Source organism: Leclercia sp. AS011 (genome assembly GCF_037152535.1).
In the GTDB taxonomy this organism is placed as follows: Bacteria; Pseudomonadota; Gammaproteobacteria; order Enterobacterales; family Enterobacteriaceae; genus Enterobacter.
In genome coordinates this window covers 292,511-312,989 of sequence record NZ_JBBCMA010000003.1, presented here as the reverse complement: position 1 = coordinate 312,989, position 20,479 = coordinate 292,511, and the positions used below count along the sequence as shown (strand labels likewise).

The window sequence follows — 20,479 nt, the reverse complement described above, 5'->3', positions numbered from 1 at the left end:
CTGGCTTCGCAAGTTACAAAAACTCACCAGAGGGCACCTCGTAGGCCGGGTAAGGCGTAGCCGCCACCCGGCGATGTTGCATAGGTGTGGCCTGCCCCCCTTCACCGCACCTCCTGCACCTCCGCCGCCAGATACACCCGCACGTAGCGTACAAACTTGCCGACAAACACCCCGGCGAATAGCCCGCCGGTGATGATGGCGAACGCACTCACGCCTGGCCGTTGCAACACCTCGGGCGTGATGGCGCTCATCACCCCCAGCACGTACTTCACCGCAAAGGCCATCATACTTTATCAGGGTATTTAATCCTGCCCTTCGCTTACTCATTAAGAAGTAGTATTCCGATGAATGACTGAATCCCATGCATAATATAGCCAACCGCTTCGCTAGATTATTTATTAGCCACTCTCTCGCGCTGCGAATAATATAAAAAATCAATTAAGACTAATCCCACGTATTTTTATTTTTTCTCGGCTATGTCTCGCTTAGGTCAATTGTAAACTTCAGTAAAGAGCCCCGCCGCGTCTGGACTCGCGCGCTTCAACGAAACAGACAAAAGCGTCTGGAGCCGTTCTCCCGGAAGGTTGTTTGATTACATCACCTTGAGGGAAATTATTTCCGCAACAAGCGAACCGATATATTCAGACAACTTGTCAGCTGAACAGGAAATAATGTCGAAAATGCGGTTTGACTCCTGATAATTAGCGGCTAAATTTAATTCTGAACGACAACGGATACGGAAGAAAACGTATCTTACTGACATAAACGATGTATATGAGGAAACATAATATGGCAGAGCAACGTGGTGGTTCAGGTAATTTCGCACAGGATCGTGAAAAGGCCTCTGAAGCAGGCAAAAAAGGTGGACAGCAAAGCGGCGGTAATTTCAAAAACGATCCGCAGCGCGCTTCTGAAGCAGGTAAAAAAGGGGGTCAGCATAGCCATGGTGGCGGACGTAAATCTGACAACTCTTAATTCATCTCATTATTAAAACCTGTTCTTCACTTTAATCGGTACTCTGCGAGTCCGCGGGCTCGCAGAATTTTCCTGTCACTGGAGAAAAGCATATGAATATGAAAAGTATAGAGGATGTCTTTATCCACCTGCTCTCTGACACCTACAGTGCAGAGAAACAGTTGACCCGTGCCCTGGCTAAATTGTCCCGCGAAGCCTCCAGCCCGGATCTGAGCGCTGCGTTTAAAGCACACCTGGAAGAGACCCACGGCCAGATTGAACGTATCGATCAGCTTATCGAGAAAACGCCCAACGTTAAACTGAAAAGAATGAAGTGTGTGGCGATGGAAGGCTTAATTGAAGAAGCCAACGAAGTGATTGAAAGCACAGAGAAAAATGAAGTGCGTGATGCGGCACTGATTGCGGCTGCGCAAAAAGTCGAACACTACGAAATTGCCAGCTATGGCACGCTCGCCACCCTGGCGGAGCAATTAGGTTATACCCAGGCAGTAAAATTATTAGCCGAGACGCTGGAAGAAGAGAAATCCACCGATCTTAAACTCACCGATCTGGCCATCGGTAATATTAATCAGAAAGCGGCAAAGTAAATCTGAATTAACCGAACCCGAGGAAGAAAATATGAATCACGTAGAACACTACCATGACTGGCTACGCGATGCTCACGCCATGGAAAAGCAAGCCGAATCTATGCTCGAATCAATGGCCAGCCGCATCGATAATTATCCTGATGTTCGCGCCCGTATTGAACAGCATATTTCTGAAACGAAACACCAAATTACCTTGCTGGAAGAGATACTCGATCGGAACAATATTTCCCGCTCGGTGCTTAAAGACTCCATGAGCAAAATGATGGCGTTCGGTCAGTCGATGGGTGGCATGGCCGCGTCGGATGAGATCGTGAAGGGTTCCATTAGCGGCTACGTTTTCGAGCAGTTCGAAATCGCCTGCTATACCTCCCTGCTGGCTGCAGCAAAAAAAGCCGGAGATGTGGCCTCCGTTCCTGCCATCGAATCTATTCTTGCGGAAGAGCAGCGCATGGCCGACTGGCTCATCCAGCACATCCCTGATACCACGGAACAATTCCTCCTGCGCTCTGACGCTGAAGGCGTTGAAGCGAAAAAATAACCCAGGAGTGAGCCTATGTTTCGACACGTAAAACAGTTGCAGTACACCGTCCGCGTTGCCGAGCCGAATCCTGGCCTGGCGAACCTGCTTCTCGAACAGTTTGGTGGCCCTCAGGGCGAACTGGCTGCCGCCTGTCGTTACTTCACTCAGGGTCTGGGTGATGACGATCCGGGCCGCAGAGAGATGCTGATGGATATCGCTACCGAAGAGCTGAGCCACCTCGAAATTATCGGGACGCTGGTCGGTATGCTGAATAAAGGTGCCAAAGGCGAGCTGGCAGAAGGCACCGAACAGGAAGCGGAGCTCTACCGCTCCCTGACGCAAAACGGTAACGACAGCCATGTCACCTCCCTGCTGTACGGCGGTGGGCCAGCGCTCACTAACTCCGGCGGCGTGCCGTGGACGGCGGCCTATGTCGACACCATTGGGGAAGTTACCGCCGACCTGCGTTCAAATATCGCGGCGGAAGCGCGCGCTAAAATCATCTATGAACGTCTGATCAACGTCACCGACGATGTCGGGGTAAAAGATACCCTCGCGTTTCTGATGACCCGTGAGGTCGCGCACCAGCTCTCATTTGAGAAGGCGCTGCAGTCGATTCGCAATAATTTCCCACCGGGAAAACTGCCGCCTATCGAACAATATTCAACCACCTACTACAATATGTCTGCGGGTGACGATCTTCGCGGCAGCTGGAACAGCGACGAAAACTTTGAGTACGTCGCCGATCCACAACCTGCCGTTGACGGTGGCGACGGTGGCGCTCAGGTCACGCTGTCAAAAGAGCAGGCCGCTCTGCTGAAAGCGATGGCGAAACGCACCGAGTCCGATCCAGATGTCAATCCGTTGACGGGCGCGGAGCTGGGGGCCGGTAAGAAAAAACCGTAACCCCGCGCCGAAGTCAATGCAGTACCACGATGCCCCGTTTCTTACGGGGCATTTCGCTGACAGGGGTAGAGTACGATGTTCGAACTCGATGCGTTTCATCTCGCCAGGCTACAGTTCGCCTTCACAGTGTCGTTTCACATTATCTTCCCGGCCTTAACCATCGGCCTCGCCAGCTATCTGGTGGTGCTTGAGGGCATGTGGCTGCGAACGAAGAATGACGTCTGGCGCTCGCTGTATCACTTCTGGTTAAAAATCTTCGCTGTAAACTTTGGCATGGGCGTGGTCTCAGGTCTGGTGATGGCCTATCAGTTCGGCACCAACTGGAGCGGCTTCTCCCAGTTTGCCGGGAGCATTACCGGCCCGCTGCTCACCTATGAAGTCCTCACCGCCTTCTTCCTCGAAGCGGGTTTCCTTGGCGTGATGCTGTTTGGCTGGAACAAGGTCGGGCCCGGGCTGCACTTTTTTGCCACCTGCATGGTGGCGCTGGGCACCCTGATGTCCACCTTCTGGATCCTCGCCTCCAACAGCTGGATGCACACCCCGCAGGGTTTCAGCATCGAGAACGGGCAGGTGATCCCCGAGGACTGGTTTGCCATCATCTTTAACCCCTCCTTCCCCTACCGCCTGATCCATATGTCCATCGCCGCCTTCCTGAGTAGCGCCCTGTTTGTGGGTGCCTCCGGTGCCTGGCATCTGCTGCGCGGCAACGACACCCCCGCGGTGCGCAAGATGTTCTCAATGGCGCTGTGGATGGCCCTGCTGGTCGCGCCGATCCAGGCCTTCGTCGGGGATATGCACGGTCTGAACACCCTCGAACATCAGCCGGCGAAAATCGCCGCCATCGAGGGGCACTGGGAAAATCCGCCGGGGGAAGCCACGCCGCTGCTGCTGTTTGGCGTGCCGGATATGGAGGAGGAGCGCACCAAATACGGGCTGGAGATCCCGGCGCTCGGCAGCCTGATCCTCACCCACAGTCTGGATAAACAGGTTCCGGCGCTGAAAGATTTCCCAAAAGATGAGCGGCCCAACTCGCTGATCGTCTTCTGGTCGTTCCGCGTGATGGTGGGCCTCGGGCTGCTGATGATCCTGATGGGGGTCGCCAGCCTGTGGTTGCGCCGCCGTCGCCGTCTGTACCACTCCCGCCCGTTCCACTGGTTTGCCCTGTTGATGGGGCCCGCCGGGCTGGTGGCGATCCTCGCGGGCTGGATCACCACCGAGGTGGGTCGCCAGCCGTGGGTGGTGTATGGCTATCTGCGCACCATCGATGCGGTGTCGCTGCACAGCACATTGCAAATGAGCATCAGCCTGCTGGCGTTTTTCGTCGTCTACTGTTCGGTGTTTGGCGTGGGGTATGTCTATCTGGTGCGGTTGATTAAGAAGGGGCCGCAGCCGACCGACACTCTCTCGGTCAATACCGACGGCAGGCCCGCACGTCCGCTCTCGGCGGCAGAACCGGTCCCGGAAGAGGAGAAACCATAATGGGCGTCGATATCTCAGTGATCTGGTTTGCCATCATCGTCTTCGCCACCCTGATGTACATCATTATGGATGGGTTCGATTTGGGTATTGGCATGCTCTTCTACTTTGAGCGTGACCCGCAGGCGCGGGACGTGATGGTTAACAGCGTCGCCCCGGTCTGGGACGGAAATGAAACCTGGCTGGTGCTGGGGGGCGCTGGATTGTTCGGTGCCTTCCCGCTGGCCTATGCGGTGATCATCGACGCCCTGACGATCCCCCTGACCGCCATGCTGATCGGCCTGATCTTCCGCGGCGTAGCCTTTGAGTTTCGCTTTAAGGCCACGCCGTCGCACCGTGCCTTCTGGGACTACTCCTTTGCCGGGGGATCGCTGCTGGCGACCTTCAGCCAGGGCATTGTGGTCGGGGCGATGATCAACGGTTTCGACGTTGAGGGCCGTCGCTTTGCCGGTTCCGCGCTGGACTGGCTGACCCCCTTCAACCTTTTCTGCGGGCTGGGGCTAATGGTGGCTTATACCCTGCTGGGCACCACCTGGCTGATCATGAAAAGCGAGGGAGCGTTACAGCATCACATGCGGGATCTGACCCGCAAGGTGCTGCTGGCGCTGCTGGTGGTCGTGGCGGTAGTGAGCATCTGGACGCCGCTCGGCTGGCAATATGTCTCCGAGCGCTGGTTCTCGTTGCCGAACTTCTTCTACTTCCTGCCGGTGCCGCTGCTGGTGGCGGTGTTTGGGGTCTGGATCTGGCGGCTCACCCGCAATCCGCACAGTCACGCCAGGCCTTTCCTGTTGACCCTCGGGCTGATCTTCCTCGGCTTTAGCGGGCTGGGGATCAGCCTGTGGCCCAACATCATTCCGCCTGACATCACAATATGGGAAGCCGCCGCCCCGCCTTCCAGCCAGCTGTTTATGCTGGTGGGGACGCTGCTGATCATCCCGTTGATCCTGGTCTACACCGCCTGGAGCTACTACGTGTTTCGCGGCAAGGTGACGGACACCGAAGGCTACCATTAAGCTGCAACATCGCCGGGTGGCGGCTACGCCTTACCCGGCCTACAAAACCCACTGCATGCACAACCCGTAGGCCCGGCAAGCGCAGCGCCGCCGCAGGGTGCATATGAACTTCTCCCTCTCTCTGTGGGCTGAAGAATCCCCAGTAATTTTATTGCTTTAACGCCATGAAATAATTAAAGAATAATAAACGACTTACAGCGGCTCCCTGGTCCGGCTGAAAATCGCCGAAGCGTTTCTGGAAGGCCGGGGCGAGGCGCAGGGACGCGCCGAGAGGGCATAGCCTGCAGGGATGCAGGCTGGTGCCCGACCCGAAAGCCTGAAGGAATAAGCTGAGGGCACCGCGAAGCGGCGATTTTCTTTGCCGGGAGCCGGGATTGTGAAGGGGGCGGCGGCGAGCCCCCTTCACACGTTCACGGGTGACGCGATTAACAGAGAAGTGCAGAACGTAAGGTGAACGGAACTACCACCTCAGTCGCATGTTCCATCCTCTCCCTCAGAAAGAGGGGATCGTCCGTGCGTATATTTTTGTGTGGATCCTGCCCTTGCAGGGGTAAGGCGGAACAGGCCGCATTCTGCAACATCGCCGGGTGGCGGCTACGCCTTACCCGGCCTACAAAACCCGCAACATGCACAATCCGTAGGCCCGGCAAGCGCAGCGCCGCCGGGCGTTGCCGCATCATGCAGGGTCAAGCTACTTCCGTCGACCAATGCATTTCCCAATTAACAACAGCCCGGCCAGCGCGGCGGTGCCGAGCAGGGCTTTGCCCGGTACGCCGGAGGTGATCGCCGGGGCGCGGGAGTGGGCCTCCGGGGAAAAACGCCCGTGCACCCGGTGCTCGCCGCCCACCGGTTCGGTCAGGTTGTCCCGCTGGTCTGGCGGGTTGAGCCTCTCCTCCATCTGCCCTTCCCAGGCTTTTTTCACCATCATCCGGTCGAGATAACCGGGGAACAGGAACTGGCCGACAATCGCCCCGATGGTACTGCGCCCCACCCACAGCTCGCGCACCGGCCTTTGCGCCACGCCGAAGATGGCCTCGGCGGCGACCTCCGGCTGAAACACCGGTGCGACCGGGCGCATGCTCCAGGCGAACTTATTCTTCGCCCAGTCAAACTGCGGGGTGTTGAGCCCCGGCATCTGCACCATCGCCAGACTGACGCCGCTGCGCTCATGCATCAGCTCGGTACGCAGCGCATCGGTAAAGCCGCGGATCGCCGCCTTGGCACCGCAGTAGGCCGACTGGAGCGGAATAGAGCGATAGGCCAGCGCGGAGCCGACCTGGATAATCACCCCGCTGTCGCGGGGGATCATCTGCTCCAGCGCGGCACGCGTACCGTTGACGGTGCCCAGATAGGTCACCTCCGTCACCCGGCGAAATTCATCGTCGGTTATGCTGTAGAACGGCGCCAGCGTGGTACACATGGCGTTGTTGATCCACACGTCAATCGCGCCCAGCCGTTCGGCCAGGGTCTGCGCCGCCTGGCTCAGCGCCGCGGCATCCGCCACGTCCAGGCTCACCGCATGGCAGTTGACGCCATAGTTCGCCACCTCCGCCCGCGTGGCTTCCAGGCTGTGGTCATCGCGGGCAATCAGCCCCACGTCGTAGCCCGCCGCTGCAAAACGCAGCGCCGTGGCCTTGCCTACCCCAGCCGTTGCGCCGGTAATCACCACCACACTCATAACCTCTCCTTAATGCAGCTGCTTTTTCCAGTGCGGGATCTGCCGCAACAGTTCTGAAAGCGCATAGCGAACCGCTTTCTCGATCACATCTTCACATTCGCCGGTAAAGTGCTGTACGGCGGTCGTCACTTCGCCGCGGAAACACCAGCCAAACCAGACGGTGCCCGCCGGGGTACCATCCTCGCCGCCGTCCGGCCCGGCATAGCCGCTGATGGCGATGCTGACATCCGCATCGGCAAGCGCGAGGGCCCCCTCGGCCATCTCCCCTACCGTCTGGCTACTTACGGCGGTGTACTTCTCAAGAGTGGCCTTGCTGACCCCCAACACCTTGTGTTTGGCTTCGTTGTTAAAGGTCACCACGCCGGTGCCAAAGAACGAGGCCGTATCCTTTTCTGCACAGAGCGCCGAAGCCACGTTGCCCCCGGTGCAGGACTCGGCCGTGGTAAGCAACCAGCCCAGATCGATCAATACCGTCGACACCTGAGCGGTGAGCTCCTTCGTGGTTTTTGCCTGGTTCCAGATATTTTCTTTCATGATTCACTCTCTTCGGGAATAATCGAAATATGCCCGTTACGTTCAAGGATTGCGTATTTAATTTTCTCCAGCTGATATATCCCGTGATTCTGCCGGGCCGATACCAGAATATCGTCGCAGGAGACATCCACCTTTTTTAATTTGTCATTCTGTAATTCACCGTGGACCACCAGAATAACCGGCGAGCCATCGAGCATTGACTCCGCGCCGGAGATATATTTTTTTGCCACACCAAAAAGCATATCAATCACTACCAGCGTAATAATGGTCAGCATGGCGCCCGTCACCGAAAAATCCTCTCCCAGCAGCGCCTGCTGGGTGGCCTCACTAATAATCAACAACAGGATCAGATCAAAGCTGGTCATTTGCAGCAGCGCCCGACGTCCGGCAATTTTAAAGACCACCAGCAGAATCAGATAGATCGCTACCGCCCTGAGTATCATTTCCATACCGGTCTCCTAAGGATAGATAAATTGCCAGAAAGAGAGACCCGGCTGATTATTTACGCTGACCCTGGTGAGGAATTTTCCTGGCTGCTCCGGCGTGGTATAGAGCCAGACGGTAAAATCGTTATGGGTCTTCGCCGCCTGATAAACCAGCACCAGCTCCCCGCCCTCGCTGTGCATTTCGTCGGGCTGCGGCCAGATATTATCGGTCTGCGTGCGCGCCATATATTCCCCGCCAATGCGCAGCGTCAGGGGGGCAGGATTTTGTCCTGGCAGGGTTATTTTTAACTCGACGGGTGAGAGCAGGCGGCCAAAGCGTTGATATTCCACCGCCAGGCTATTCCCGGCGTTGTTTTTTGTCGCGTCGCTAAAATAACCGCCTGAAAAAAGTCCTGACAGCGCAGCGGCAATAATCAGCAATAACAGAATGAAACCGAAGCGGCGGGCGTTGTATTCAAACTGCAGGGCGGTATGACTCTGTTTTACGCCGGGCAAAGGCGGGGATTTTTCTTTTACGTTCGCCATATATCACCTCACCGCTTCGTTTATTAACATTATACAGCCAGATGATTTTTATAGATAAAATGGATTAAGACTGTTCCTGTTTGCAAAATAAAAAATAGCAACCAGGCTTAATCTGTCAAGCAAGGTAAACCAAGGAGGCAGTATGAAATTAACCGTCGCACCCTTATTGTGTTGTCTTTTAATCTCAACGGCGTATGCCGATGATAAAGGTGGACTGGAGAAAGACGCTGCCCCGCCGCCACCGCATTCGCTGGATGAGGGTTATCGCGGCACCGAAGATGCCAGAACCATGACCGTGGAGCAGGCCAAAGAGATGCACGATGGAGCTACCATCTCCCTGCGCGGTAATTTAATTGACGGCTCCGGCGGCGATAAATTTAAATTCCGCGATAAAACCGGCACCATTGATACCGTCATTCCGCAAGCGGTATTTGACGGCCGCACGGTTAAACCCGATCAGATGATCAGCATTAATGGCAGTCTGGATAAAAAATCTACTCCGCCGGTAGTGCGCGTCGACCGCATTCAGAAATAACCCTTAATTTCACTTAAGTTTCGCGTGGATATTTCCCCAATATCCACGCAATTCCCAGGATATATTCTCCTCAGGCCTTAACCTACCAGATTTAAGGAGCCCAAAACTCGGATTATTCCGGGCTTTAGGATTAATCCCCCTTTCCTTCCCCTCGCAATACTTAAACAATTTTACACAAAATCACATTGTATTCATTTTGCTTACACAGCAGGGATTCGCCGATGAAAGCCCGACACAATCTCGCCCTGATAATAGCGTCAGCCACTGGCCTGACGTTAATGTTCCCAGCCCATGCCGCAGAGCCGGATAATCAATTTATTATTCAGCAGCAGCGTCAGCGCGCCTTAGAGCAGCAATTAACTCCGCCGGTCCCGGATGTGCGTCTTTCTGAGCCCGCCTCCGGCTATGGCAAAATTGCCTTCCCGACGGAAACCCCCTGCTTCCCGATTAACCGCGTCGAGCTGAGCGGTCAGGAAGCCCTGCCCCACTGGCTGCCGCTGCAACGGATAGCAAATCAGGCCCAGGGGCGCTGTCTGGGCGGGAAAGGGATCAACCTGCTGATGAGCACGATGCAGAACCGCATTGTCGACCACGGCTGGATCACCACCCGGGTGCTGGCCCCGTCGCAGGATCTGAAGAGCGGGACGCTGAAACTCGCCATTGTGCCGGGCACCATCCGCCACGTGAAGCTGACCGAAGAGAGCGACGACTATATTCAGCTCTACAGCGCCTTCCCGGCCCACGAGGGGAACCTGCTGGATCTGCGCGATATTGAACAGGGGCTGGAGAACTTACAGCGCCTGCCAACGGTCGAGGCCAACATGGAGCTGCTGCCAGGGGAAAATCCCGGCGAGAGCGACGTGGTGATCACCCGTAAGCAGAGCAAAATGTGGCGTATCGGCCTGTCGCTGGACGATGCCGGAACCGAAACCACCGGACGCTACCAGGGCGGCGTCACCCTGTCGCTGGATAACCCCTTCTCCCTGAGCGACCTGCTGTATGTCTCTGCCAGCCACGATCTGGACGACAAGGGCGGCAAAGGCAGCAAAAACTACACCGCTCACTACTCGGTGCCCTTTGGCTACTGGATGCTGGGCGTCACCGGCAGCGACTATGACTACCACCAGACCGTCGCCGGCCTGAACGAGGACTATCGCTACAGCGGTAAGAGCAAAAACCTCGACATTCAGCTCAGCCGCGTGCTGCACCGCAGCGGCTCGCAAAAAACCACCTTCTCCTATGACGTGCTGGCGCGCGAGACCCGCAACTATATCGACGATACGGAAGTGGGCGTCCAGCGCCGTCAGACCGCGGCCTGGCGCATCGGGCTGGATCATCGCCACTACATCGGCCAGGCGACGCTGGATGCGGGCATCAGCTATCAGCGCGGTACCCGCTGGTTTGGCGCGCAGCCTGCCCCGGAAGAGTACTGGGGCGATGCCACCGCGCTCAGCAAAATTACCCTGCTCAGCGCCGGACTGGATCTGCCGTTTGCCATCGGCACGCAAAACTTCCGCTACAACGTCCAGTACCTGCGCCAGATCAGCAACACGCCGCTGACCCCGCAGGATCAGTTCGCCATCGGCAACCGCTGGACGGTGCGCGGCTTTGACGGCGAGCGCACCCTGAGCGCCAGCCACGGCTGGTACGTGCGTAACGATCTGGCCTGGCGCACGCCGCTGCCGAATCAGGAGTTCTATCTGGGTGCCGACTACGGCGAAGTGGGCGGCTACAGCTCGGATCTGCAGGTGGGTAAACACCTGGCGGGCGGCGTGGCGGGCCTGCGCGGCAACGCCTTTAACACCGGCTACGACCTGTTCGCCGGTACGCCGTTCTCGAAGCCGGACGGCTTTGAAACCAGCGATCTCACCCTCGGCTTTAACCTTAACTGGAGCTGGTGATGCGCGTCGGACATCTGGATATCAAAGCGCCGCTGATCCTCGGCGGCCAGGAGAGCGAGGCCGAAGTGCTGGGAGCGACCGTCTGGCTGTGGATGCACTCCCCGATGCACCGGGATGCCCCCCTGCACGCCCTCCCCACCCTGCTGCTGCCGATCATCAAGCGCCAGCAGTACGTGCTGGTGAGCGAAAACGACCGCCCAGTCTTTTTCCTCAGCTGGGCGAGCATGAACGAGGAGGCGGAAGCCCGCTACCTCACCCGCCCCGCCATCGAGATGCAAGAGGCGGACTGGGATAGCGGGGAGCGGATCTGGTTCTGCGACTGGATCGCCCCCTTCGGCCATACCCCCGCGATGTATAACCTGATGCGCCGCGATATCTTCCCCGACCACGTCTGCCGCGCGCTGTATCACCGCGGCGCGGAACGTGGCAAGCGCGTGATGCTGTTCCACGGCAGCCGCGTCAGCCGTCAACACGCCAGAGAGTGGCAACAGAATCACCCGCTCACCGTGAGCCTGCCGGAAGCGTTTAAAGGAACGAACCATGAATAAGAACCTGTACCGAATTGTCTTTAACAAAGCGCGCGGCATGCTGATGGTGGTGGCGGATATCGCCCGCTCCGGCCGCGCCGGTTCGTCCCGTTCTTCCGGCATCGGCCATACCCACAGCCAGCTTATCGGCAAGGTGAGCGCCATCAGCTTTAGTCTGTGGCTGGCGATGGGGGCCGTGCAGACGGCGCAGGCCACCATCGTGGCCGACGCCGGTGCGCCAAAAAACCAGCAGCCAACGGTGGTTAACAGCGCCAACGGTACGCCGCAGGTCAATATTCAGACCCCCTCCGCTGCCGGGGTGTCACGCAACAACTACACCCAGTTCGACGTGGACAGCAAAGGGGCGATCCTCAATAACTCGCACAAAAACGTGCAGACCAACCTCGGCGGCATGGTGGCGGGCAACCCGTGGCTGGCGAAAGGCGAAGCCAAAGTGATCCTCAACGAGGTCAGCTCCCGCGACCCGAGCAAGCTCAACGGCATGATCGAAGTGGCGGGTAAAAAAGCCCAGGTGGTGATCGCCAACCCGTCGGGCATCACCTGTAGCGGCTGCGGCTTTATCAACGCCAACCGCGCCACCCTCACCACCGGCCAGCCGCAGATGAAGGACGGCGCGCTGACCGGGTTTAACGTCGAGCGCGGCGAAGTGGTGGTCGAGGGTGCGGGGATGGACACCTCCGGCGCGGATTACACCGACATTATTGCCCGCTCGGTGAAGGTTAACGCCGGGCTGTGGGCTAACGATCTGAAGGTCACTACCGGGCGCAACAAGGTGGACGCCGCCCACGAGGTGATTGAAAAAGGCAGCGACGATCCTGCCACCCGCCCGCAGCTGGCGGTGGACGTGGCCAGCCTCGGCGGCATGTACGCCGGCAAGATCCGCATGGTCGGCACCGAGACTGGCGTCGGGGTGCGTAACGCCGGGGCCATTGGCGCTCAGGCGGGCAGCGTGACCCTCTCTGCCGACGGGCGCATCGAGAACAGCGGCACCGTACGCGCGGGCGACGCTGCCAGCCTGCAAACCGCCAGCGAGCTTAACACCAGCGGGGTGATCACTGCCGCGAACAACGTCCGGGTGAGTGCCGCAAGCCTCACCGCGAGCCAGCAGAGCGTGCTGGCCGCCGGGGTGAAAAGCGACGGCAAGCTCGCCGACGCGGGGGATCTGGACATCAGCACCAGCGGCCAGCTGAGCGCCCACGGGCAAAACCTGGCGGGCGGTAATCTCAGCGCCAGCGGCCAGGGGGTGGACGTCAGCGGCAGCCAGACTCAGGCGAAACGGGTTCTGCTTGACGGCGGAGCGGGCGATCTGAACACCGCCAGCGCGAAGGTCAACGCCAGCGAACTGAATGTCCGTACCGGTAAAATGCTCAATAACAACGGGGGAGCCCTGAGCGCGGAGACCATTAACCTCAGCGCCCACGACCTCAGCAACCAGAAAGGCAAAATCGTCCACAGCGGCGGCAGCGCTTTCGCAGTGAATCTGCCGGGCACCCTCGATAACCAGCAGGGGCAGATTGGCGCAGCCAACGGCGTGCAGCTGAAAGCTGACAAAATCGACAACACCGCCGGACAGATCGTGGCGGTGGCGGGCAGTACCCGGCTGGAAGCCGGGGCCCTGAATAACCAGCAGGGGCTGATCTCGGCCGCGGCGGGGGATGGCGAGATCGCTACCCAGCAGGCGGTAAACAACGCCAAAGGCCGTATCGAGGCGGCGAAAACCCAGCGCATCAGCGCCGGAAGCCTCGACAACCAGCAGGGGGTGATTGTCGCCGACGGCGCGACCCTCGCCCTGAACGGCGGCGCGTTTGATAACCGTTCCGGCTCCCTGCTCTCTCAGGGCTCCCTGAATCTGGAGAGCGGCGCGCTGAACAACCAGAGCGGCTTCCTGGCGAGCGACGGCGACTTTAGCCTCAACGCGGGCGCTATCGACAACAGCGACGGCCAGATTGGCGCGAACCGGACGTTGACCGCCGGGTTCGACACCCTCAGCAATAACGGCGGCGCGCTGAAATCGGTCGGGGCCATGACCCTGAGCGGCAGCCTGCTGGATAACCGCCAGGGCACCACCTTCTCCGGAGAGAGCCTCGCCTTTAACGGCGACACGCTGGACAACACCGGCGGTCAGCTGGCGGCGGTACAGAGCCTCTCCCTGACCACCACGCAGCTGACCAACCAAAACGGCGTGTTGCAGGGCGACGGCGTGAACCTCACCGCCGATACTCTCGATAACAGCGCAGGCACCTTAAACAGCCTGGGGGCCCTGAACCTCTCGGCAGAGAGCCTCAATAACCAGGCGGGCACCCTGGCCGCCAGCGCTGGGGCGGATATTGCCGCCACGAATCTTGATAACCGCAACGGTGGAAGGGTGATTGGCGAAGCCGATACCGCCCTGCACAGCCAGAACCTGCAAAACAGCGGGGGGCAGATCCAGTCGGTGGGCGATCTGCTGCTCGACAGCGCCAGAGGTCTGGTGGATAACTCCTCCGGACTGATCCGCAGCGGTAAAGCGGTAACGGTCGATGCCCTTACTTTCGTCAACCAAAACACCCTGGGTGCAAACCAGGGGCTGGAGGGCCAGAGTCTGGCCCTGAACACCGGTGCCCTGGATAACCAGCGCGGCAGCATCCTGGCGAACAACACCCTGACCATTGAGAACGGCGGCACGCTGAACAACAGCGCCGGGGCGCTGGCCTCGGGCGACACCCTGGATCTCAGCGGCAACAGGCTGGATCTGGTCAACGCGGGCGGCACCCTCAAGGCGGGTAAAAGCCTGAGCGTGGACGCGGCGTCCCTTGATGCCAGCGGCCAGTTATTGTCGCTGGGGGATATGGATCTCCACAGCGCCAGCGGCGTGAACAATACCGGCACCACCATCGCCAACGGCAACCTCACCTTCACCACCGACGGGGACCTGACCAACAGCGGCCAGCTGATGGCGGGCAGCGCCCTCGACGTGCAGAGCGCCAACCTGACTAACCTTGCCAGCGGCGAAATCAACGCCGGTAGCACCACCCTGACCGCCACCGGCACGGTGCGCAATACCGGCCTGATCGACGGGATCACCACCCGAATCAACGCGGATACCCTGACCAACATCGGCACCGGGCGCATCTACGGCGACGCGGTGGGGGTCAATGTGGATACCTTCAACAACCTTGCGGAAAACGGCACCGCGGCGACGCTGGCCGGACGCGAGCGCGTGAACCTTGGCGTGCAGACCCTCAACAACGTCGACCACGGCCTGATCTACAGCGCAGGCAGCATGACCATCGGCGGCGCGCTGGACGACAACGGCGCCGTCACTGGCCGCGCGGGCACCATTAACAACCACAGCTCGACCATTGAATCCGCCGGGGATATGGCGATTGCCGCCGGGCAGATCAACAATATCAACGACCACTTCTCCACCGAAGTGGTGCGGGTGTCGCAGGAAGATCTTACCGACTATCAGCACACGGGCTCCACCAACCGCTGGAGTTCGAAAGAGGATGGCGTCTGGGTGGACGGCAACTCCTCTGACGGGCTGCGTAACCTGAATACGCCAGAAGACACCGGCTCCAATAACGACAACTTTAATCAGTACGACTACACCCGCACGATTGACGAAACCCGCATCAAAGAGAGCGACCCGGCGAAGATCCTCGCGGGCGGCAACCTGCTGATGACCGGCGACAAACTGTTTAACGACAAGAGTCAGGTGATCGCGGGCGGCACGCTGGCAATCGACCAGATGGGCAGCGTGCAGAACGATGACGTGCCCGGCCAGCGCTTCACCACCGATGAGGGGACCGTCACCCACTACTACCGCATTCGCCACAAAGGCGACGACGAACAGGGGCGCGATCGCACGGCGTACACCCCGCCAACCACCATTCAGGATATCGCCCTGAAACCGGGCCAGCTGGTGAGCAGCGGCAACGTCGAAGGCAGCAACCTCAGCATCACTCCGCTGGTGCTTCAGGGAACGGACGTAACCATTGGTCAGGCCGCGGGGGTGAAACCTGCGTCACAGCAGACCGTCTCCCCGGGCGAGCCGGTGACCCCGCCTGCCGGGCAGCAGTTTGAAGTGACCCCGGCCGACGGCGCGATCCGCATTATCGGCCCTAACACCACCCTGCCGGACAATAGCCTGTTCAAGGTGAACCCGTCGGCGGACGTGCCGTATCTGGTGGAGACCGATCCGCGCTTTACCAACGAGCGCCAGTGGCTCGGCAGCGACTACATGCAGAACGCCTTCACCGCCGATGGCGACAACACCCAGAAACGGCTGGGGGATGGCTACTACGAGCAGCGTCTGATCCGCGAGCAGGTGATTGGCATCACCGGCCAGCGCTATCTGGACGGCTACAACAACGACGAAGAGCAGTACAAAGCCCTGATGGATCGCGGCATCACCTTCGGCAAGCAGTACGACCTGAAGATCGGCGTGGCGCTGACGCCGGAGCAGATGGCGCTGCTGACCGGGGATATCGTCTGGCTGGTCAACACCCGGGTGAAGATGCCGGACGGCTCCACCGAGAACGTGCTGGTGCCGCAGGTCTACGCCAAAGTGAAACAGGGGGATATCGACGGCTCCGGGGCGCTGATTGCCGGGAACAACGTCTCCATCAAGCTCAACGGCGACCTGTTTAACCGCGGGACGATTGCCGGGCGTAAAGTGCTGCAGCTGGATGCGGACAACATCACCAACCAGACCGGTACCCTTCAGGGGGTGGACGTCAACCTGAACGCCCGCACCGATATTAACAACCTCGGCGGTGCCATCGTGGGCGACAGCAGCGTGCTGGCCAGCGCCGGACGCGATATCAATCTCATCAGCACCACCACCAGCGCCGACAGCGTCAACGGCGAGAACAGCTTCGCCCGCACCACCATCAACAGCGTCTCCGGCATTTACGTGCAGGGCGACGACGGCAGGCTGGCGCTACAGTCCGGACGGGATATCAACCTGACCGGAGCGCAGGTGATCGCCAGCGGCGAAAACGGCAAAGCGCAGCTGGTGGCCGGACGGGATATGACCCTGAACACCGTAGAAACCGCCAGCCGCGATAACCTGGTGTGGGATGGCGATAACAGCCTGAAGCAGGGACAGACCCAGAGCGTTGGCAGCGAAGTGACCGGCAAAGGCGACGTCACCCTGGCCGCCGGGAACGATCTCAACGCCCGCGCCGCCGCCCTCTCCGCTGGCGAGGCGCTTAACGTCAGCGCCGGGAATAACCTGACCCTGACGGCAGGTGAAAACACCCAGGATCTCGACGAACGGCATAAAGTGGTGGGCGGTAACGGCTTCCTGTCGAAAACCACCACCACCACCCGCGACCAGATTGCCCGTCAGACGGTGCAGAGCAGCGAGCTGAACGGCGACACCGTTAACCTCACCGCCGGAAACGATCTTACCGTGCGCGGCAGCAACGTGGCGGGCAGCAATGCTGTTTCTCTGCTGGCAGGCAACAACCTGACCGTGGAGACCCAGGGCGAGCGCAACAACGAGCTGCACCAGAAGCAGGAGAAAAAATCGGGGCTGTTAAGCTCGGGCGGGATCGGCTTTAGCGTCGGCACCCAGAGCATCAAAACTACCGACACCGGCGCGGACGTCACCCAGGCGGGCAGCACGGTGGGCAGCGTCAACGGCGACTTGACCCTGCGTGCGGGGGATCGCCTGACGGTGAGCGGCTCGGATCTGGTGGCCGGTCAGGATATGGCCCTCAGCGGTAAAAACGTCGACATCACGGCGGTGAACAACCGCAGCCAGCAGACCCACGAGGTGGAGCAGAAAACCTCCGGGCTGACCCTGGCGCTCTCCGGCACCGTCGGCAGCGCGCTGAACAGCGCCGTCGAGGCCTCCCAGCAGGCGAAATCCTCCGGCAGCAGCCGTTTGCAGGCATTGCAGGGCGTGAAGGCCGCGCTCTCCGGGGTACAGGCCGCACAGGCCGGGCGGTTGGATCAGGCCATGGGTGCGGATGCCTCTAATACCAACACCGTAGGCATTAGCCTCTCTTACGGCAGCCAGTCGTCGAAATCGACCCAGTACAGCGAGCAGAACACCGCCCAGGGCAGCACCCTCAACGCCGGGCGGGATCTCAGCGTGATCGCCACCGGCAGCGGCGCGCGCGGCGCTGACGGGGATCTGACCGTGGAAGGCAGCCAGCTGAAGGCGGGCAACGATATCACGCTTGCCGCCAACCGCGATCTCTACCTGCGCTCGGCGCAAAACACCCAGCTGCTGGACGGCAAAAACGAGAGCAAGGGCGGCAGCGTCGGGGTGGGCATCGGCGTGGGCTCTGGCGGCTTTGGCCTCAACATCTCCGCCAGCGTCAACCGGGGCAAAGGCAACGAGAGCGGCAACGGCACCACCCACAGCGAGACCACCGTGGACGCGGGCCGCCAGGTGAATCTCCTGACCGGACGTGACGCCACCCTGACCGGGGCCCAGGTGAGCGGCGAGACCGTGAAAGCGGACATTGGCCGCAACCTGACGCTCACCTCCGAGCAGGACAGCGATCGCTACGACTCGAAACAGCAGAACGCCAGCGCGGGCGGGAGCTTCAGCATCGGCTCCATGACCGGCTCGGCCAGCGTCAACGTCAGCCGCGACAAGATGCACAGCAACTACGACTCGGTGGTGGAACAGACCGGGATCTTCGCCGGCAAAGGCGGCTACGACGTGACCGTGGGCGAGCATACTCAGCTCAACGGGGCGGTGATTGGCTCGACGGCTACCGCCGATAAAAACCGTCTTGATACCGGCACCATCGGCTTCAGCGATATTGAAAACCGTGCCGATTTCGAAGTGGAACACCAGAGCGTGGGCATGAGCACCGGGGGCAGCATCGGCAGCCAGTTCGCTGGCAACATGGCTAACGGCCTGCTGGTGGGCGCGAACCGCGACGGGCACGACAGCAGCACCACCCACGCCGCGGTATCGGACGGTACGCTGATCGTCCGCGATCAGGATCGTCAGGTTCAGGATGTCAACCAGCTCAGCCGCGACGTGGAGCACGCCAACCAGACGCTCTCCCCTATCTTCGACAAAGAGAAAGAGCAGGAGCGACTCCAGCAGGCGCAGCTGATCGGCGAGATTGGCAATCAGGTGGCCGATATTGCCCGCACCGAGGGCAGCATCCGCGCCACCAACGCGGCGAAAGAGAAGCTGAAAAACGTCAACGCGCAGGATCTGCAGGAGGCGAAAGCCGCGTGGGAAAAAGCCAACCCGGGCAAAACCGCGACCCTTAGCGACATCAACGGCCAGATCTACCAGACGGCTTACAACGACGCGCTCAGCGCCTCCGGCTTTGGTACCGGCGGGCAGTATCAGCAGGCGATTCAGGCGGCGACGGCGGCGGTTCAGGGGCTGGCCGGGAGCGATCTCAGCGCCGCTCTCGCCGGGGGGGCCGCGCCGTACGTGGCGGAGGTGATTGGTCACTACAGCGGCCTGAACGACGCGGGCAAGGTTGCCGCCCACGCGGTGGTCAACGCCGCGCTGGCCGCCGCCCAGGGGCAGGACGCGCTGGCGGGTGCCGCCGGTGCCGCCACAGGCGAACTGGTAGGGATGATCGCCACCGAGATGTACGGCAAATCTGCCGATGAGCTGGACGAAACGCAGAAGCAGACGGTTTCTGCCCTGGCGACGCTGGCGGCAGGGCTTTCCGGCGGGCTGGTGGGCGACAGCTCAGCTTCCACTGTTGCCGGGGCGCAGGCGGGTAAGACGACGGTTGAGAATAACTATCTGAGTACGGCAGAAGCACGTCAGCTGGATAAAGAGTTACTGGAGTGTAAAGCTTCCGGCGGTGACTGCATGAAAGTGGTTGAGAAGTATCTGGCAATCAGTAATAAGAAAAGCAAAGAGCTTGCGGATGCCTGTACCGGCGGAGGGGTGACCTGCGTTACCTGGCAGGAGCTGATCCAGGCCTCGACCAACGTGGCCAACGATCCTCAGCCGGGGCAGTTCCGCCTGGATGAAAAACTCAAAGATCCGACGGCAGCGGCACTGGTGAATTACCTGAACGGCGCGGACCTGAAATTCCTTCAGGACAATATCACAACAGGCGATCGTGTACTGTCTGTGGTGATGGATCCTACCTCCTGGCCGGTGATCATCATGGGCGGACGAGCGATTCTGACCAATGCCGTAAACAACAGCAAAGAGCAGCTTATCGCTGTGGGTGTGGGTGTCGGTTTAGGGGCGGGTATTCAGTACAAGACGACGGGTGAAGTCAAACTTGCCGATCTTATTGGATCCGGGGTTATCGGGGCGATCACCGCGGGTAAAGGTTATAACCCAACCGTGACATGGAACGCAGCAGGTGGTTACTATCAAGCTCAAATCAATGGTGACGATCCTATGCTCGCAGCGTTACTGAGTAAGGCGGGTGCTTCTGCAGGTTTCGCTACAGGGAACATGATCAAAGTGCCGTTTGATAAAATATTCAACCCGGTATCAAAACAGTATGAGTGGGTTCCAACAGGCGTCTGGACAATAACCAAACCTGTACCACAACACCCTTTACCTTCAATACTGGGTAACGCAGGGGACTCTGCGATGTCGGGTATGGTTTCAGATAAGCTGAAAGAGAGCGGTAGTAAGAATGAAAAACAGCACTAAATCGTTCATTAACCTTGTTTACCTGTGCTGCGCAATAGGTCTGGCCGTGTTCATCCTGACGCTCCTTGGCCGTTTAGTCGGTGCGGGATTAGCATGGAATGTGAAGGAGGATTTCCCCTTCTCTTTCAAGGATGTGTTGATATGTCTTGAGTTAACCTGGCTGGGGCTGCCTGCGGGTTTGATCATCTGGTTTTTTTATCACCGATAAAAGACCAGGACAGGTTGCAAGGTGA

16 protein-coding genes are annotated in these 20,479 nt (G+C 59.5%); 11 read left to right on the top strand and 5 right to left on the bottom strand.

Annotated features, from left to right (window positions below; all coding sequences use genetic code 11):
- Positions 1-101: 101 nt before the first annotated feature.
- Positions 102-287, bottom strand: coding sequence for a hypothetical protein (locus WFO70_RS16060; protein ID WP_337017458.1), 186 nt, complete (start codon positions 285-287; stop codon positions 102-104).
- A gap of 502 nt (positions 288-789) precedes the next feature.
- On the opposite strand from WFO70_RS16060, the gene WFO70_RS16055 reads away from it, so the two are divergent.
- The 6 genes from WFO70_RS16055 (at position 790) to cydB (ending at position 5,477) form a co-directional block, all read left to right on the top strand.
- A complete protein-coding gene (locus WFO70_RS16055) occupies positions 790-975 on the top strand; it encodes a general stress protein (RefSeq protein ID WP_103180815.1) in 186 nt (61 codons plus the stop codon).
- A gap of 92 nt (positions 976-1,067) precedes the next feature.
- Complete coding sequence (locus WFO70_RS16050) at positions 1,068-1,562, top strand: YciE/YciF ferroxidase family protein (RefSeq protein WP_337017456.1); 495 nt, start codon at positions 1,068-1,070, stop codon at positions 1,560-1,562.
- Between the two features lie 31 nt (positions 1,563-1,593).
- Positions 1,594-2,100, top strand: a complete 507-nt coding sequence (locus tag WFO70_RS16045) for a ferritin-like domain-containing protein (RefSeq protein WP_337017454.1) — start codon at positions 1,594-1,596, stop codon at positions 2,098-2,100.
- Positions 2,101-2,115: 15 nt separating this feature from the next.
- Positions 2,116-2,988 (top strand): manganese catalase family protein, encoded by an 873-nt coding sequence (locus WFO70_RS16040; RefSeq protein ID WP_337017452.1) that lies wholly within the window; start codon positions 2,116-2,118, stop codon positions 2,986-2,988.
- A gap of 75 nt (positions 2,989-3,063) precedes the next feature.
- Positions 3,064-4,467, top strand: a complete 1,404-nt coding sequence (locus tag WFO70_RS16035; RefSeq protein ID WP_337017450.1) for a cytochrome ubiquinol oxidase subunit I — start codon at positions 3,064-3,066, stop codon at positions 4,465-4,467.
- Positions 4,467-5,477: a cytochrome d ubiquinol oxidase subunit II gene (gene cydB / locus WFO70_RS16030; protein WP_337017448.1), complete on the top strand. Its 1,011-nt coding sequence runs from the start codon at positions 4,467-4,469 to the stop codon at positions 5,475-5,477. Before WFO70_RS16035 ends, cydB begins: the two co-directional genes overlap by 1 nt.
- A 691-nt stretch (positions 5,478-6,168) precedes the next feature.
- Here the strand turns inward: cydB and WFO70_RS16025 are convergent.
- The 4 genes from WFO70_RS16025 to WFO70_RS16010 are packed head-to-tail and all read right to left on the bottom strand — an operon-like array spanning position 6,169 to position 8,660.
- Complete coding sequence (locus tag WFO70_RS16025) at positions 6,169-7,155, bottom strand: SDR family oxidoreductase (protein WP_337017446.1); 987 nt, start codon at positions 7,153-7,155, stop codon at positions 6,169-6,171.
- Positions 7,156-7,164: 9 nt separating this feature from the next.
- Entirely contained in the window at positions 7,165-7,689 is a 525-nt protein-coding gene (locus WFO70_RS16020) for a 2-oxo-tetronate isomerase (protein ID WP_337017444.1), read from the bottom strand.
- On the bottom strand, positions 7,686-8,138 hold the full coding sequence (locus WFO70_RS16015; protein WP_337017442.1) for a DUF421 domain-containing protein: 453 nt from the start codon (positions 8,136-8,138) through the stop codon (positions 7,686-7,688). The genes WFO70_RS16020 and WFO70_RS16015 overlap by 4 nt, the downstream gene beginning before the upstream one ends.
- Positions 8,139-8,147: 9 nt before the next feature.
- Complete coding sequence (locus tag WFO70_RS16010) at positions 8,148-8,660, bottom strand: hypothetical protein (protein WP_337017440.1); 513 nt, start codon at positions 8,658-8,660, stop codon at positions 8,148-8,150.
- 142 nt (positions 8,661-8,802) lie between these two features.
- On the opposite strand from WFO70_RS16010, the gene WFO70_RS16005 reads away from it, so the two are divergent.
- From WFO70_RS16005 to WFO70_RS15985, 5 genes are all read left to right on the top strand, one after another.
- On the top strand, positions 8,803-9,195 hold the full coding sequence (locus WFO70_RS16005) for a YdeI family stress tolerance OB fold protein (protein ID WP_337017438.1): 393 nt from the start codon (positions 8,803-8,805) through the stop codon (positions 9,193-9,195).
- Between the two features lie 278 nt (positions 9,196-9,473).
- Positions 9,474-11,096, top strand: a complete 1,623-nt coding sequence (locus tag WFO70_RS16000) for a ShlB/FhaC/HecB family hemolysin secretion/activation protein (protein WP_337017482.1) — start codon at positions 9,474-9,476, stop codon at positions 11,094-11,096.
- Entirely contained in the window at positions 11,096-11,644 is a 549-nt protein-coding gene (locus WFO70_RS15995) for a toxin-activating lysine-acyltransferase (RefSeq protein WP_337017436.1), read from the top strand. The genes WFO70_RS16000 and WFO70_RS15995 overlap by 1 nt, the downstream gene beginning before the upstream one ends.
- Positions 11,637-20,246 carry a two-partner secretion domain-containing protein gene (locus tag WFO70_RS15990; protein ID WP_337017434.1) on the top strand — a complete coding sequence of 2,870 codons (8,610 nt, stop codon included), beginning with the start codon at positions 11,637-11,639 and terminating at the stop codon, positions 20,244-20,246. Before WFO70_RS15995 ends, WFO70_RS15990 begins: the two co-directional genes overlap by 8 nt.
- Complete coding sequence (locus tag WFO70_RS15985; RefSeq protein ID WP_032613411.1) at positions 20,230-20,454, top strand: hypothetical protein; 225 nt, start codon at positions 20,230-20,232, stop codon at positions 20,452-20,454. The genes WFO70_RS15990 and WFO70_RS15985 overlap by 17 nt, the downstream gene beginning before the upstream one ends.
- Positions 20,455-20,479 lie beyond the last annotated feature (25 nt).